We start from the raw sequence: 16,919 nt of genomic DNA, 5'->3' as shown, positions 1-16,919 counted from the left end.
AGCCCAAAAATATCGTTATGTATTGAGGAGACTAAAATAATCACATTTTAGTCTCCTCGCCGTTTCAAATGATTAACAAAAATTGTAAAAGCAACAATGAATAAATTGAAAGTTTGCCTGACAGCAATGCTTCTGGCTAATGTTTTTTTCACCGCCAACGCACAAAAATCCAAAGACGGATGGCAGGATTTGTTTAATGGAAAAGACCTTTCGGGCTGGAAACAACTGAACGGAAAAGCGAAGTATGAAGTAAAAGACGGCGCGATTGTCGGGACTTCGGTATTGGACACGCCGAACTCGTTTCTAACCACTGAAAAAAACTACGGCGATTTTATTTTTGAATGTGATGTCAAAGTGGATAATAAACTGAATTCAGGTATCCAGATCAGAAGCCTTTCAACACCTGATTATCAAAACGGACGGGTACATGGTTACCAGGTAGAAATTGACCCGAGTGACCGGGCCTGGTCGGGCGGATTATATGATGAGGCGCGCCGGGGGTGGTTGTATTCTCTGGATATAAATCCGGACGCGAAAAAAGCTTTCAAAAAAGAGGCCTGGAACAAGTACCGCGTGGAAGCAATTGGAAATTCGATCCGCACTTTTGTGAATGGGATTCCGGTTGCAGATGTGGTGGATGACATGACGCCGAGTGGATTTATTTGCTTGCAGGTACATGGGATCGGAAATAAGGACAAAAGTCTGGAAGGCACGCAGGTAAGCTGGAAAAACGTTCGGATCAAAACAACGAACCTGAAACCAAGTCCCAAAACCAAGATTCGTATCGTGAACCTGATTCCGAATACACTTACGGATGCAGAGAAAGCACAGGGCTGGCAATTGCTTTATGATGGAAAATCAGTGGAACAGTGGCAGTCATACAGTGGCGCGGAATTTCCGACGAAACGCTGGACTTACAATGATGGTACGATCACGATCGCAAAATCGGATGGATCAGAAACGGGAAATGACATTGTTACCAAACAGCTTTACGGCCCGGCTTTCGAATACCAGTTTCAGTTTAAATTGACTGAGGGAGCCAATAGCGGCGTGAAATATTTTGTCGATAAGAAATTTAATTCAAACGGAAAATCAGGTGTTGGACTGGAATTTCAGGTGCTTGATGATGCCAAACATCCGGATGCAAAAATGGGTAAAAATGGCAACCGCACCATCGCTTCCCTTTACGATATTATCACTTCTGAGAAGCCAAATGGTGCCGTTAAAAAAATCGGGGAATGGAATTTGGGACGCATTGTCGTAAATCCTGACGGAACTGTGCAGCATTTTTTAAATAATCACAAAGTTGTAGAGTATGTTCGGGGATCGCAGTCTTTTAAGGACTTGGTAGCAGGGTCGAAGTTCAAAAACTTTGAAGGTTTTGGCCTTTCCGAAAAAGGCTATCTTCTCTTACAGGATCACGGAGATAATGTTTCTTTCCGTAGTCTTAAAGTTAAAGTGTTGAGTAAATAGTTTAAAATCTTACAAATTTTCATTTATAATCATGACCAGTAGAAGAGATTTTATCAAAAAGGCCGCTTTGGCTTCTGCCGGAGTTGCAGTAAGTGTTAACTCGGTTAATGCGTCAAGTTATCGTCGCATTTTAGGTGCAAACGACCGTGTTCGTGTAGGAATTATTGGTTTTTCCGATCGTTTCCGCAGCTCATTGGCGCCAAGTTTTGCTGAGCATTCCAAGGAATTGAATTTCGAGTTTATGGGCGTTTCCGATCTATGGAACCGTCGCCGTGACGAAGCTGAAAAGTTTATAAAAGGAAAAGGCTGGTCTGCCAGCGAATTTGTAAAGGCACGTAATAACGAAGAATTATTGGTGCGTAAGGATGTTGACGCGGTTATTATCAGTACTGCTGATTTTCAGCATGCGCTGCATTGCGTTGAAGCCGTGAAATCCGGTCGTGATGTGTATGTTGAAAAACCTTTCGCCGAATCTTTGGCCGATGGTAAACTGGCATTGAAAACCGTTGAAGCTTCGAAGCAAATTGTTCAGGTGGGATCTCAGCGTCGTAGCGCGCCGAACTACCATGCGGCCAATGACTTTATCAGATCAGGTAAATTTGGGGATATTTCAATGGTGGAAATGACTTGGAATGTAAACCAGCCTGGCCGTTGGAGACGTCCTGACCTGGTTGCCCAGATCAGAAAAGAAGATACAGACTGGGATCGTTTCCTGATGAACCGCCCAAAAACAGAATGGAATCCACGCCATTATCTTGAATACCGGTTGTTTTACCCTTATTCATCGGGGCTTCCGGGACAGTGGATGTCGCACCAGATTGATACAGTTCACTGGTTTTCCGGATTGGAAGCGCCACGCAGCGTAGTCGCAAACGGAGGGGTTTATGTTTGGAAAGACGGCCGTGTAAACGCGGATACTTTCTCTGCAACCTTCGATTACGGTCCTTTTGATAACCCGGATAAAGGTTTCCAGGTAATTTACTCGGCACGCATGCACCAGGCAGCCGGAGACGTGAAAGAATATTACTACTCAAATGGCGGTATGATTAACCTTGATACCAACAAAATTACTTCGGAAGGCGGGCTTACAGCCAAAGCTGCTGAGGCAATGGGTATGAAGGCCAATTTATTACCTGAAATGTCACTAAAAGCAGGAGATAAAATTGCTACCGACGCCAACACAGGATCTGATCCGATGACTTCACTTCACATGCGCAACTGGATGGAATGTATTCGCAGCCGCAAGCAGCCAAATGCTCCTGCGCGTGCCGGATTTAACCACTCTGTGGCAAACATTATGTCAACGCAAGCTTTGCATACCGGTAAAAAAGTAACCTGGGATTCAAAGAAAAGCGATATCATTCTAAGTTAAATTATTTTAAACGCAGAGGTAAGGGGAGCGGACGCCGCGCGGTTTGACGCAGAGTCACACAGCGTTTTATTTTATAATTAGGTAGCTGTTGGCAATTAGCTATTGCGATTATCTCAGCGAAACTCCGTGCAAAACTCCCCATACCTCTGCGTTTAACCCTTAAACCGAAACACAAGTGAAACATACCAGCATAGCAATTGCTGCTTTTTCTTTGGCAATGACCGGATTGGTGCAGGCTCAGAAAGTGGACCTGGTCGATAATAAAAAAGACAAAAAAGTGGAAGTAAGCATTGATGGAAAACCATTCACGTCTTATTTCTATCCGGGTGAAGATGTTTTGAAAAAAGCCGTGCTTTATCCGGTTATGACCGCAAAAGGTACGCTGGTAACGCGTGGCTGGCCGCTGGATCCTCGTCCGGGTGAGCGTGTGGATCACCCGCACCACGTAGGCGTCTGGCTCAATTATGAAGATGTAAACGGAAACGATTACTGGAATAATTCTGATGCTGTTGATCACGCCAAACGTGCTTACGGAACCATCAAACACACGGGAATTACTTCCATCAAAGGTGGAAAGGATAAAGGTGAGCTTGCTGTAACGGCCGACTGGATCGATAAAGACGGAAAACTGACTTTGCAGGAGAAAACAACCTATGTTTTCAGCGGCAAAGGTAATAACCGGACTGTTGACCGCATTACCACTTTGACGGCTGTTAACGGTGACGTTGCCATGCCGGACATCAAGGACGGGATGTTTGCAATCCGCGTTGCCCGTGAGCTGGAACTTCCGTCGACCAAGCCGGAGATTTTCACAGATGCTGCCGGTATTGCCACCAAAGTTCCTTCCTTGAATAACGAAGGAATTACGGGGAATTACCGCAACAGCAACGGCGTAGAAGGTGAAGCCGTTTGGGCCAAAAGAGCTACCTGGTGTAACCTGACGGGAAAAATCAAAGATGAAAAGATCAGCATTGCTATTGTCGATCATCCAAAAAACGTTGGTTATCCAGCTTATTTTCACGCAAGAGGTTATGGTTTGTTCGCGGTGAATCCGCTTGGGCAGAAAGCTTTTACGGATGGAAAAGAAGTGTTAAACTTTAAATTGAAAAAGGGAGAATCGACAACCTTCCGTTATAGACTGGTTGTTGCATCAGAACACCTTTCGGATGCTTCTCTGAATACCATTGCAGCAGATTTTGCCAAAGTAAAATGATATAGAGACGTTAGCTGCGCGTATTTTTTATGACGCAGCCAAGCACATGAAAATATTTCGCCGCCTGTTTTTACGCCCGACGTTAGGTCGTAGGGCAGTAAAACAGGCGGCGATTTTTTTGGTTTTTTGCCGGATTATTTTTCCAAAACCCGGAATACCGGATATCTTAAATATTCATTTTCACGATAAGGTGAATTTTCATAGATAAAGCGAAGCTGCGCATCACCGCTTTTTGCAAAAGTCTCGTCTGCTTTTCTCTTCTCTTCCAGAGACTTTTGCAGCTCGGGAGATTTACTTAAAATTTCCGCAGCCAGGTCTTCAAAAACATAAGCCGAATAACCTTCTTTCGCCTGAAGGATCGTATCAAAGAAATTCCATTTGAAAAAGGAATCAACCGCTTTGGGTTCCAGGGTTTCAACAATGTAGCGGTTTGTCCATTGATTAACCGGAATATACCAGTCTCCTTTTCGGAATTTCAGCTTTTTATTTTCGGTTCGCAGTTCGGTATTGGTATGCCAGTAATGTCCTTCGAAGGGTTGTTTGGGCGCGTCATAACTTTGGATGTAATAGACTTCAACCTCACGTTCTTCATCTTTGTCCATTTGCGTCATCTGAACCTGATTTAGTTTCAACAGCGCAATGATGTTAAACCAGCCTTGGGGAATGATGTAAGCTGCTGGTTTTGTGACGACTTCCAGCGGTTCATACGTATCGTAAAACGGAACTTTTTTATTGAGTGGTTTTACCCGGTTGTAATGCAGCCGATCTTGACCGCTGACTTTGCTGGGGAAATATTCCGGCTCAAAACCCTTGAAATCAATTTCTGTAAATTTCTCCTTATTGTTTTGCCAGGTAATCGCGAATTTTTCCTGCGTTTTTACGGCTTCCTTCGTCTCTTTTCGCATTTGCAGCAAGGGGTTGCGGTACTGCGCCATTACTTTTAAATTACCGTGCAAATAGGCATAAGTCGCTTTTACACGTTGGTCATAAGGTTTCAGCATGTGTGTTTCGGTCATCACACCAATGGTATGAAAAAGTGCCGCATAACCCGTTGAATACCTCGGCCAGTCAGGGAACTGAACAAATCCTTTATCCGGTGTTTGTCCCCAGGAATTCACGTAGGGGGTCGCTTCAAAACCTGCTTCTTTCAAAAATTTATACATAAAAGGAAGAAAGGTTTCCTTGTGGAATTTTCCCAGGGAACCGCCCAGTTTGTCTTGCTGCGCATAATCGAGCGTCATGATATACTGGTAATCCGCGCCATTGCTCACATGGGTATCGGCGAAAAGGTCCGGATCGAGCTCGTGGAAAATCGCCGCAAAACTTCGGGCATTTTTCGTGTCATTCTTAATGAAATCACGGTTCAGGTCGAAGTTTCGCGCATTGCCACGAAATCCGTATGCCAGTGGACCGTCCTGATTTGTCCGGGTCGTGCTGTTGCGGTTTAAAGCCCCGCCAATGTTGTAAAATGGAATGATGGCAATAACAACGCTGTCAAGTTCAGGGAATTTTTCAGGATGCAGCGCAATATCGCGAAGTAATAACATGGATGCGTCCACACCGTCGGGTTCGCCGGGATGTATGGCGTTGTTGATTAGATAGACCGCCTTACCCTGCGCCTTCAACTTCTTAATATCAAAGGTTTTGTTTTTGGAATAAAGTACCAGACTAAGTGGTTCTCCACTATCCGTAGGGCCTTTTGTACTAAACTGGATTTGTGGAAAATTTTTAGCCAGGAGTTTGTAGTAGGCTATTCCTTCCTGATAGGTTGGTGTCTCTTTTCCTCCGCTTTTTTCAAAACGGGTTTCATATTGTGCCGCTGCGAGTGTGGATATACATAAGAAAAGGGCTGACAGGAGTTTTTGCATAGGTATTTAAGAAATTGCATAAAGACAATTTTACTGATAACGATGTCGATATGCAATTTCTCCGTCAATTAATTGACGTTTTATTCCTCGTTTTCGGCAGCAATATCTGTATGCGAGCTGGCTTCATAATTATTCGCATATTTAATATCGTCAAGCCAATAAGCGGAGCTAACAATATCAAACACCATTGCATTTGCACTTTTCTCCGGCACATCCAGTTTCCAGATAATATTTTCGGCTTCCGGAAAGCTGGTGCCTTCCAGCTGATCACTAAAAAGCCGGTTGACAAGACTGCGATCCGACATGCCCTGCGCCAATAATCGCAATACCGGGGCTTTCGGAAACTGGTCAAATATCGCCAGGCTATCCGGATTTTGAGCAATGATTTTTAACTGAAACCGGACCGCTTCCGCCCTTGGAAATTTTCCGTTGTAGGCTTCATAGAGCAATTGTGTGGCTTTAAAAAAGCTGACGTGAAGATTGAGTTTTGGGTTTTCCTCCCACAATTTTTCAGTAAGCATTTGGTGGGAAAGATTTTCGATCTGTCCGTCTGTGAGCAGGTCCTGATCCAGGTATTCCAAAACGAGTTTTGCAGCCTCAGCAGGTTCAAAATCAGTGATGGACATCAGACACATCTCTTTCAGTTCCGTCTGAGGAATTTCATCCGGATTCTCATAGTCCATATTGACCAGTAATGCCTTGTAATCATCGCTGGTCCAGGAATCAGGGAGCTCCTGTATGGTTGTAAAGGACAAAACTTCTACGGCAAATTTATTTTCGTTTTCCATAAATTTTTAAAAGAATTTTTCGATTGCATGATTACCCTGTTCTGAGCTTGTTGATAAATCAAACAGTCAACATCCATAGGACGTCAGGCTCAGTATTAAGTAATCATGCAACGGATATAAGGAAAACCATGCCAGTAGCAGTGGTCAGTTACTTTTTCATCAGTTTTTCTCGGAGCGTTTTTTTGAAAAAAAAGGCGACCGGGAAAAGCAGGGAGATGAAAACAGCGGCTAAAAAGAAAGAGCCCAGTCCGCTCGCCAGATGATCCGCGATAAGATTGGTCATGACCAGGATATAAATAAAACCGATCATCACAATCAGCTTCAAAAATCTGACGATCCTGATTGCGAAATCAAAGTTCTTATTGGGAACGGCCGCCGCTTTTGCCGGATTGAAGACATATTTGACCGAAAGCGTGATGGCAAAAAATATGAAACAGGCAATTGCAAAAACCGGGAAAATCATGATTTTACTACCAAAACGATCCGGTCTTCCCATCACATTGAAATGCAGCGGGATAATGTCCTGTACATGAAAATAAGTAAAAACCGTCAGCAGGCCTAAGCTGGCCAACGCGAACCAGCCCGCAGTATCCAGTATTCTGTCAGTTTTTGAAAGCCCGGATCTGGATGCGGGCTTTTTATTGATTTGAGATTTTGCCATGAGTCGAAATTTGACAGCAAATCTAACGGTTATATTGGTCTATTAAATACAAATAAGGCTCCATTAAGTGATGAATGAATACATTTTCCCTTGATTCGGGAAAATGTTTGAAGTAAGCATCATCACCCAACAACGTGATTGTCGGACCAATTCTCACAAAATCAGCGGTGTGAACATACACGGGTGGTGTAAATTCGGGTAATGTTTTCTTTACCATTTTGGAAACAAAACCGCCCAGATATTTTTCATAATTCCGCTGTGCTTTTTCACTTGGTTTTTTCATTTTTTTGTAGGCATGCCGTAAAGCGATCCGTGTAAAAAACTTCTGTTTTTTAACCACACCATCAACATCCCTGAAAGGATTTGTCTCGTTGAAATCATCCAGTTTTTGTACCGAGAAAGGCGTTTGCGGAACCCAGTCGGCACCGTTAACGACATTGAAGCCCCAGCCTCCGTCTATTAAAGCTTCGTACTCATAAGCGTAATACGTGTTTCCGGCTTTTGGAGCGGCGCTGCAATAGGTTTTAAAACGGATATCCCTGGGAATTACATTTTGCTTCTGAAGATTGTATAAGTGCGAAGTCATCAGATAAGTAAGTGCACCGCCCTGGCTATGGCCCATGATAATAAAATCTTTGATCCCTTTTTTATAACAGGAATCAATTTTTGGAACGATGTCTTTTGCCAGATATGCAACGCCAATCAACCAGCCGACGTGAACGGCTGCGCGCGGATTACTCGCCAGGTTATATTTAAAAGTGAAATTATTGGAAAGTTTAATTTCTCCTTGCGCGGGTACCATGGCCGCATAAAAATTTTGAAGCCAGCTCACGGGATTCGTAGTCGTGCCTCTGACGTTAATCACCACAACGCCTTTGCTATTACCCCACAAATCCCAGCGGTTATCCATGCCAACCACCGGAGATCGGTAAATATTTTTAAAATGGACAGGATAGGGGACCTTATTCTTTGTGGTATCATAAAGTCTGGCGTGCATTTTAAGGAGCTCAATGTATTCCTGTTTGTCAAAACCAGGTTTTAATACATGTGTCTGAGCGTGGGTAAGCCCGCAGCAAAACAGCAAAATAATTACTGAAAACATCAGCCGGGAAACTTGATCCCGATTTTTTAGAAATGGAAGAAGTGTGATCATAGTAGTAGTTGAAGTTGTAGTAAATATAGAAATTTATGTTGCTCAAAGTGTACTTGATTCCACCATACAGCAGTTTTTTTAATAAATTATTAGTCTAAAACCATGTTTGGCTGTACTTTTTCCAACTATTAGAATACCCTTAGAGTTTATCTGATCCGGTCATTTCGTTTTTATGGCTGCTATTAATTTTTTATTTTAGCCAGTCTAAAAAATATTTTCATGGAGTTATACTATTCGTTTTCTGTCTTAATTGTCATATCTGCCATTTTTGCCTATCTCAATGCGCGCTTCTTAAAATTACCTGCTTCCATTGGTGTCATGGTGATTGCTCTGATGGTTTCTCTGGGCCTGTTAGCCACGGATAAGGTGTTCCCGCATACGTTCGACAGAGTCACTACACTGCTTAGCACCATTGATTTAACCGAAATTTTAATGGGTGCCATGCTGAATTTTCTGCTTTTTGCAGGCGCAATTCATATTCACCTGGGAGATCTGCGAGAGCAGCGCATACCGGTCATGGTGTTCTCAACGGTCAGTGTGGTGATATCCACTTTTGTGATTGGTGTTTTAATGTATCATATATTGCCCTGGCTGGGACTGGGCATACCATTTATTCAATGCCTGGTTTTTGGAGCCCTGATTTCACCGACAGATCCGATTGCAGTACTGGGGATTTTGAAACAAGCAGGCGTACCGAAATCTTTGGAAACTAAAATTGCCGGAGAATCTCTTTTTAATGACGGGATGGCTGTTGTGGTTTTTATCATCATGCTGGCCCTCGCAAGAGGTGAGGAAGTCAACACGTCATTTGTGGGTATATCAACTTTGCTGGCTAAGGAAGCCCTGGGAGGGATTTTGTTAGGGGTCGTGCTCGGGTTTATTGGTTCTCATGCGAACAATAAAGTGGAAGGCTACAACGTACACGTATTAATTACCCTGGCGATTGTGATGGGCGGGCATTTAGCCGCCGAAGCGATGCATATGTCCGGCCCGCTTGCGATGGTGGCCGCTGGGTTGATGATTGGCAACTACGGTAAAAACCTTGGCAATATCACCGAAACGGAACAAGATTATCTGGATAAGTTCTGGGAGCTTATTGATGAAATTTTGAATGCGCTTTTGTTCCTGATCATTGGATTTGAATTATTGCTCATACCGGACCTTAGACAATATGGCTGGATTGGCGCGATCACCATCGCTGTGGTTCTTTTTGCCCGGTTTATTTCGATCTATATTCCGGTAAAAATAATCCCTTTCCGTAAAAAATTCGGGAAACAATCGATTATCATTCTGGTTTGGGGAGGGCTGAGAGGAGGCGTTTCGATTGCACTTGCCCTGTCGATTGACAATGATCTCAACAAGAATCTGCTTTTGGCAATCACTTATTTCGTGGTGTTATTCTCGATCATCGTGCAGGGGCTTACCGTCGGAAAACTGACCGGTAAGATCGAAAATACGGAAGATGCAATTATTTAAGTTGATGGCATAACGTCACCAAACGTTCCTCTGGAACGATAGATTTCGTGTTATCTCTTTTTCTACCAACCAGTCGTTCCGATGGAACGGTTTCTCAAAGAAGTTGAAAATCCAACCTTTTTCAACTTCTTTGGTATTATCGTCCGTTCTGGACGTTTCGTTGGCAAATTGACCGGTAGGATCGAAAGTACGGAAGATGCGATTATTTAAGTTGATGGCATAGCGTCACGAAACGTTCCTCTGGAACGATAGCGGCGCTGTGCTATCTCTTTTTCTACCAACCAGTCGTTCCGAGGGAACGGTTTCTGAAAGAAGTTGAAAATCCAACCTTTTTCAACTTCTTTGGTATTATCGTCCGTTCTGGACGTTTCGTTAGCAAATTGACCGGTAGGATCGAAAGTACGGAAGATGCGATTATTTAAGTTGATGGCATAACGTCACCAAACGTTCCTCTGGAACGATAGATTCCGTGTTATCTCTTTTTCTACCAACCAGTCGTTCCGATGGAACGGTTTCTCAAAGAATTGAATATCCAACATTTTCAACTTCTTTGAGATTATCGTCCGTTCTGGACGTTTCGTTGGCAAATTGACCGGTAGGATCGAAAGTACGGAAGATGCGATTATTTAAGTTGATGGCATAGCGTCACGAAACGTTCCTCTGGAACGATAGCGGCGCTGTGCTATCTCTTTTTCTACCAACCAGTCGTTCTGAGGGAACGGTTTCTGAAAGAAGTTGAAAATCCAACCTTTTTCAACTTCTTTGGTATTATCGTCCGTTCTGGACGTTTCGTTGGCAAATTGACCGGTAGGATCGAAAGTACGGAAGATGCGATTATTTAAGTTGATGGCATAGCGTCACGAAACGTTCCTCTGGAACGATAGCGGCGCTGTGCTATCTCTTTTTCTACCAACCAGTCGTTCCGAGGGAACGGCCTCTGAAAGAAGTTGAAAATCCAACCTTTTCAACTTCTTTGGTATTATCGTCCGATCTGGACGTTTCGTGCAACGAGTCGTTGGGAGGGAACGGTTTCTTAAACAGTTGAATATTCAGGATTTTCAATTATCCTGGTCGTATCGTCCGATCAGGACGTTTCGTTGGTAGAAAAAAAGACGAGCTAACCAAAATGTCGTTCCAAAGGAACGTTTGGTGCTTTTGGAACCAATAAAAACGGTTTTAATTCTTCTGGACTACTTCCCTAATAAGACTATTTACCTTGCTTAACCAGATATTCTGCGCCTGGCAGGTCCAGTGCGAATCGCCTTTCAGATAGGCCTTATCTTTCATTTTTCTAAAATCTGATAAGACGTCGATATAGGGCATATCCATTTTTGGATGGTTATAAACACGGCTGATCAGGTTGTTATAATGACCATATTCAGGCATTAACACCGAAACTTTATTGGGAATAACCGAAAGAATGACGTGGTCAAAACCCAGTCCTTGTGCCAGTGACTTACTTTTTGAAAGATTTATCATCATGGTATCAAGCTCTCCCTCGCGAAGATCCGTAAAGGATGACGTGATTTTTGGCGTATCTGTATCCAGGTAATAGACAAGGTTTTTATCATTATTGACCAGCGTAACTTCCTTGTTGACCCGATGAAAGAAATGATAGGTAAAAGCTGATTTCATTTCTCTGAACTTTAACATGATATCATTCTGGAAAAATACGGCGTCCAGGCGGCCTTCAGTGCCGTCGGAAGCAAACGCTTTATCCAGTTTATTCATGAAAGAAGGTTCAGGCCCTTTCAAAATAAACGTAGTGGAGTCTGGGATCAGATTATGGATCGGAGCGGTCATTTTCTCTCTGAAATGCCTTTCAACGCATTCCATAAGGAGAATATTGATTTCGGAAGTATCTGTCTTTAGATGCAGGAAACTATCCCAGTGCACATATTGATACTTGTCGACGGCAAAATCTTCTTTTCCAACACGTTCTGCTTCAGTAAAACTATCGCCGACAATATACAAGTGAATTTTTTTCTTGCCCGGTATTTTTTCAACCAGAATCTGTTTCGGACATTGTTTGGCCGGATCTTTAAACTGCGGAAGATTGGATAATTTATACAAATCCCCAAAACGGTAGCCGTCTTTGATCAGCTTCCATTCAGCAATTTTATTAAAGGACCAAGGGCTCAGTCCCACCAGCCAGACCAGTGAAAAAATAACTAAAAATATGTATTTCAAATATTTCATATTCTAACGCAGCTTAATCGACCATACCTGTACTTTCTTTTCAGACCGACTGAAAATCAGTAATTTGTAATAGGACGGCAAATAGGTTAACTGTACTTTCAGTTCGGAAGGGATAGGTTTGTCACCCAAACGCTTGCCGGTCATGTCAAAAATAGTCGTGTAATTTCCGGAACGGATCGTTATAAAACGGTTATCTACACCAAAAAAGTGGTACTGGATAATCGAATTTGGTAACAGGTTTTTGATCTCGAAAAGTTCTTTGCCGTCTTTTGTCAGGAAGGCCGCTTTATTGGTGGAAGTTCTTACCAAAATCCAGTCGAGGGAATTTCTGTCAAAAACCGTCCTGAACTGGCAGGCGGGTTCTGGTCTTAACAGCTGCGTTTGGGAAGTAATTTTACCATCCAGACTGATGCGTGTGAGCGCCCCGTAAACGCTGACGCCTACCAGTTCGAGCTGGCCCGTGGCGGCGTTCTGCGTCCAGGTAAAGGGACTTTCGGTCCGTGCCAGAATGTCAACCGGAAATCCTTCTTTAACGGCTCCTGTTGTTTTCAGAAGGAATATTTTTCCATTTTTCTGGGTGACAATATAATTCCGGTTGCCAATCTGGTTAAGGGCAACAACGGGACTCTGAATGTTGTCAAAGTGATTGATCCGGTTCAGTTTCCGGATATCTTTGGTAACACTTTCCCAGATGTAAAGCTCCCCCTGCGCGTCGTTGACAACAAAACGGTTACTGCCATCCTCGCCGCCGTCGATCATGTACAGCGCCGTGATCGGGCTGCCGGACGGGATTGTTTTGGAGAAACTGGAAATAACATGGGTCGAATCATCTTCGTCAATCGCGTAAACGGAGGTGGATGTAGCAAAAATGCGCTGCTGCCGGCCGATATTCAGGAAGTCAACTTTGTATGCGGATGTTACAATCGGACCGTTCAGCCTGGTGATTGTCTCCGTTTTACCGGTTTTCAAGTTATTTACCCTAAGCAGATTATTTTCTTTATCCGTCAGTAAAACTTCGGAGCTGCCATCGATCGGATTTTGCAGTGCGGTCAGTTCAGTATCATACAAAACCGGCCATTCGATATCGATGTTCAGAAAGGTGCGGTTAAGTACCTTGTTTGCGGTTTGTCTTTTCTTAGGGCTGAGCGTAATTTCAGGATAGGCGTTGCTGCCGTCATAACGGCATTGCAGCACGACAGATTCAATTTTTGCCGTTAAATCGGAATAAGATTTGGTATAAGAACCCTCGCCCCGTGATTGTGCTTTTCGCAGGTTCACCACCAATGAAAGCTGGGCCTTCGATTTTGCGTTGGTTAATACGCTGTCATATTCCGGAGACTGCTTCCAGGTCAGTTGGTTCTCATAATCCACGATGTAATTTTGCAGCACCTGTGAGTTATTGCTCATCACCAGATAAGGTGCCACATAGGTAACATAAGTCCTTGGGAAACCGGAAAACATGGGGCCATAAATACCCGTTGGGAATTCAGGGATCGCAATTGAATAGATATCGTAACCCTGAAACTGGTCGGTCGAGACATTGGATTCTGGCGTGGAAAGCCGGGCCAGTTTCTTTAATACAGGTCTTAATTTGTCATAATTTGAAAATTCGGCCAGCAGTATTTTTCCATCACTGATGCTGTTATTTTCTTCAAGCTGACAAAGAATAAGCTCCGATCCCAGATTTTCCAGCAGCAGTGTACTTTCTTTCCCAATATGATAAACCAGTTTTTCCCAGGCTTCTGATTTTAGTTTTTTATGCCATTTCAAAAACTGTTTTTGGAAATCCGGCTTGTCCTGAACCGCAAAACGGTAAAAATAGGAGGTCTGTTGTGATATATGTTTATGGCCTTTAAAAACCGATCCGGAACTGTTTTTTAGCCAGTTTGTAATGTAATAATCCGGAGAATCGGTACCGTTTGAGACGAATTTAAGCTTGTTTCCGGCTTCTTCGCTTTCTGCATGATAATCCTGATAACCTGGAAATGCCTGCGCGAATTCTGCGAAATTACTTCCCTGTGTTGTCGATGAGGGAATGATCGATTTCCATGCTTCATTTTTAAGATACAGGCTCGTTCCGTAATTGGAATCGTCGCTTTTCTCAAATTTAGATTGCAGGTCAAATGTGGGTATGTGTAATGAAGTGGCACGGATTACATCTTCAATAAGTTCTCCGTAATAGCTGACAATCAGGTAATTGTCCTTAATAATGTACGAGAACAAAGGCTGTGACCGGGTGTCGTTAATATCGGTGATCTTGTGATCCTGAAAAGTGTGATGCAGCACCCGGATCGCATTATGGTGCGGACTTGCAAGCCACTTGGAATCCTTATCGCCCTCCACAGGAATATACATAACCACACCCCATTCGGTGCTGGTACGCGGATGATAGGAGTAGGAAATATCTTTTCCTTTGAGGAATGCCTGTAATTTTTTCTGGTCTGGTGAAAGCAGGTTCAGCAGCGACAGGTTATCGCTCGCAATGTCCAGCAACGGCAACCGTTTCAGGTCCAGATTCGCTTCAAGCGCAGTATAGGCGGAATCCTGCAAGTGCTCGCTGGTGATGACTACTACGGCGTTTGAAGGAATATATTTCCAGGCAGCCGAAGAACCGCGGGACCATTTGAATAGAAAATATCCTGCTGGAACCAGAAGGGCCGCCAGCAGGATAGCAATGATGCGTTTTTTCGACACGGGCTTAATGAGTAAACAGTTTCAGTAAAAGAAATTACAGGAAACTGTATTAATTTATCGATATAAAAAATACTCAGTATGAGCTGTTTTCTCTTTCGTTAAGCACGGATCGCTTTCACGTGCTGGTTCAGTTCCAGACGGAAGCGTAGCAATTCTTTAAAGCTGCGGATACAAACTTTCCAAAGATTCCATTTAACGATAGAAACTTCGCCTGTTTCGCGGTCTTTATGTGTAATCGGTATATCAAAAAGCTCTTGTCCTGATTTTTTTGCCATAACAGAAAGGAAAATGTTAGGTGCAAAAGGCTCCGGATTTGGAAGCTGATTCATCAATTTTTGAAGAAACGTACCTTTAATTAACCGGAACGGAATGTTGCTGTCCAGGATAAAAGTACCGTAAACAAATGAGATCGTTCCTCTCAAAAATTTGGTAATAAACAAACGGACACCCGCATCATGACGCACCTCGCGATACCCCAGAATAAATTCTGACTGGTTACGTTTTGCCCAGAGTTTATCAAAATCATCGGAAATAAACTGGTCGTCGCTGTCGGTCTGGAACACATATTGTGAGTTCATTTCCAGCGCTTTACGGTAACCATTTACCACAGCATTGCCATGGCCGCCATTTTTTTGGTTAACAACGGTCAGATTCGTTACTTCCTTTTCCAGCTTGTCCAAAAGTACTTTTGTATTGTCTTTGGAACCATCGTTGATCACGATAAGTGTGGTATTGTCGTTTGGAAATTTATTCTTTAGGAAACTTGTCCAGTTATGTACTACTTTTTCGATACAATCTTGTTCATTGTATGCCGGCATTACTATACTAAGAAGGAACGTCATGCAGAGAATTATTTGGTATGTTAATGCGAAATTAAGGAAAAAAGCCTGTATCCTAAAATTGGATATTTTTTATTTACTAAGCGTAACGATCTTTTAAAGAATTAATTGGTTTTTCGAAGAAATGCCAGGAGATAGAAGCGACAATAATTGTAAGCAAAGAAAAGAGACATGCCTCAAAGGTAAGCGACCCTTCCAAGGCCGGAAAATTCCTGTAAATTTTATGCAGGAGCCTCACAGTCGGGTGATTTGGGCCGCTGTGATAATGGTTGTAAATGAAGTTATGGTACAGATAAATACCATAACTGATCTTGCCCAAATAAACACTGACGGGATTTTCGAGAAAATGTTTCATCCCACCATTATAACCCATAACAGCCCTTCCTATCAGGAAAAAACTGAAAATGGAAGACACAAGACGGTCTATAACCACGTCAACTACGTTGTGGATGTTATCATATGACTTATTCCAGTACTGCATCGCAACCCAGCCTAAAAGTGCCACGAGTACCGGCCAGCTTTTATCAAAGAGTTTAAGAAAAACATCTTTTTTATAAAGTTGCAGCCAGGCCATTAGCCCGCCAAGTGCAAATGAGTCAAGACAGGCTGGCATCGTTACATAGGAAACACTCCAGTCTTTTCCCGAAAAATAAAAATAGAAACGCAGTAATACGCTTAAAACACCCATCACCGCAAGCCAGGGGATCAGGTTTTTTCTTGAAACAAAAAATATCAGAAAAGGAAAAAATAAATATACCTGTTCTTCGACGGCAAGTGACCACAAATGATCCGTTGAACCCAGCCAGGTCTGATAAATGCCAATGTAAATATTGGTACCGTAAAGTGCCAGCCAGGCAATTTTTTCGCGAACGGGCGGAACATTCAGAATAAATAAAATTGCGAGCAAAAGATAATAGATCGGAAATATTCGTATCGTTCTTCTGATCAGGAATTTACGGATGTATTGTTTGAAGCCGTCCGGTTGTTCAATGTAACGTTCTTTACTTTTGAGCAATATTCGGCTGATCAGGAAACCGCTCAAAACAAAGAATATAGTAACGCCTAATTTGCCGTAAGGAATAATGTTTACGCTTGAAAAAAAATGGTCAATGAGTACGAGGGCAACTGCGATGAAGCGGATTCCGTCAAGTTGAATGATATGTCCTTTTGTAGTTGCGTGCAT

Annotated in this window: 13 protein-coding genes; 5 read left to right on the top strand and 8 right to left on the bottom strand. The window is 43.0% G+C overall.

Going from position 1 to position 16,919, the window contains the following annotated elements:
* The first annotated feature begins 96 nt into the window (after nucleotides 1-96).
* From RB622_RS01070 to RB622_RS01060, 3 genes are all read left to right on the top strand, one after another.
* A complete protein-coding gene (locus RB622_RS01070) occupies nucleotides 97-1,473 on the top strand; it encodes a DUF1080 domain-containing protein (RefSeq protein ID WP_308044626.1) in 1,377 nt (458 codons plus the stop codon).
* A 31-nt stretch (nucleotides 1,474-1,504) separates the two neighbouring features.
* Nucleotides 1,505-2,845 carry a Gfo/Idh/MocA family oxidoreductase gene (locus tag RB622_RS01065; protein ID WP_308044624.1) on the top strand — a complete coding sequence of 447 codons (1,341 nt, stop codon included), beginning with the start codon at nucleotides 1,505-1,507 and terminating at the stop codon, nucleotides 2,843-2,845.
* Between the two features lie 175 nt (nucleotides 2,846-3,020).
* A complete protein-coding gene (locus tag RB622_RS01060) occupies nucleotides 3,021-4,058 on the top strand; it encodes a PmoA family protein (protein WP_409021407.1) in 1,038 nt (345 codons plus the stop codon).
* A 134-nt stretch (nucleotides 4,059-4,192) separates the two neighbouring features.
* On the opposite strand, the gene RB622_RS01055 is transcribed toward RB622_RS01060, so the two are convergent.
* The 4 genes from RB622_RS01055 to RB622_RS01040 all read right to left on the bottom strand — a co-directional run bounded on the left by RB622_RS01055 (nucleotide 4,193) and on the right by RB622_RS01040 (nucleotide 8,528).
* Complete coding sequence (locus RB622_RS01055) at nucleotides 4,193-5,926, bottom strand: M14 family metallopeptidase (protein ID WP_308044623.1); 1,734 nt, start codon at nucleotides 5,924-5,926, stop codon at nucleotides 4,193-4,195.
* Nucleotides 5,927-6,006: 80 nt separating this feature from the next.
* Entirely contained in the window at nucleotides 6,007-6,714 is a 708-nt protein-coding gene (locus RB622_RS01050; protein WP_308044622.1) for a hypothetical protein, read from the bottom strand.
* Between the two features lie 148 nt (nucleotides 6,715-6,862).
* Entirely contained in the window at nucleotides 6,863-7,375 is a 513-nt protein-coding gene (locus RB622_RS01045) for a DUF1648 domain-containing protein (protein WP_308044621.1), read from the bottom strand.
* A 22-nt stretch (nucleotides 7,376-7,397) separates the two neighbouring features.
* A complete protein-coding gene (locus tag RB622_RS01040) occupies nucleotides 7,398-8,528 on the bottom strand; it encodes a lipase family protein (RefSeq protein ID WP_308044620.1) in 1,131 nt (376 codons plus the stop codon).
* A 219-nt stretch (nucleotides 8,529-8,747) separates the two neighbouring features.
* On the opposite strand from RB622_RS01040, the gene RB622_RS01035 reads away from it, so the two are divergent.
* Both RB622_RS01035 and RB622_RS01030 read left to right on the top strand, forming a co-directional pair.
* The gene (locus RB622_RS01035; protein ID WP_308044619.1) at nucleotides 8,748-10,004 is read left to right on the top strand and encodes a sodium:proton antiporter; all 1,257 of its coding nucleotides are present in this window, start codon (nucleotides 8,748-8,750) and stop codon (nucleotides 10,002-10,004) included.
* An 81-nt stretch (nucleotides 10,005-10,085) separates the two neighbouring features.
* The gene (locus RB622_RS01030; protein ID WP_308044618.1) at nucleotides 10,086-10,214 is read left to right on the top strand and encodes a hypothetical protein; all 129 of its coding nucleotides are present in this window, start codon (nucleotides 10,086-10,088) and stop codon (nucleotides 10,212-10,214) included.
* A 966-nt stretch (nucleotides 10,215-11,180) separates the two neighbouring features.
* Here the strand turns inward: RB622_RS01030 and RB622_RS01025 are convergent.
* The 4 genes from RB622_RS01025 to RB622_RS01010 form a co-directional block, all read right to left on the bottom strand.
* Entirely contained in the window at nucleotides 11,181-12,203 is a 1,023-nt protein-coding gene (locus RB622_RS01025; protein ID WP_308044617.1) for a hypothetical protein, read from the bottom strand.
* A 3-nt stretch (nucleotides 12,204-12,206) separates the two neighbouring features.
* Entirely contained in the window at nucleotides 12,207-14,897 is a 2,691-nt protein-coding gene (locus RB622_RS01020; protein WP_308044616.1) for a hypothetical protein, read from the bottom strand.
* A 98-nt stretch (nucleotides 14,898-14,995) separates the two neighbouring features.
* Nucleotides 14,996-15,739: a glycosyltransferase family 2 protein gene (locus RB622_RS01015; RefSeq protein ID WP_308044615.1), complete on the bottom strand. Its 744-nt coding sequence runs from the start codon at nucleotides 15,737-15,739 to the stop codon at nucleotides 14,996-14,998.
* 76 nt (nucleotides 15,740-15,815) lie between these two features.
* A complete protein-coding gene (locus tag RB622_RS01010; RefSeq protein WP_308044614.1) occupies nucleotides 15,816-16,919 on the bottom strand; it encodes an acyltransferase in 1,104 nt (367 codons plus the stop codon).

The organism is Dyadobacter sp. LHD-138 (genome assembly GCF_030929615.1).
Lineage (GTDB): Bacteria > Bacteroidota > Bacteroidia > Cytophagales > Spirosomataceae > Dyadobacter.
Note: the sequence above shows the minus strand (reverse complement) of the source record. Positions and strands in the feature narration are given on the sequence as shown.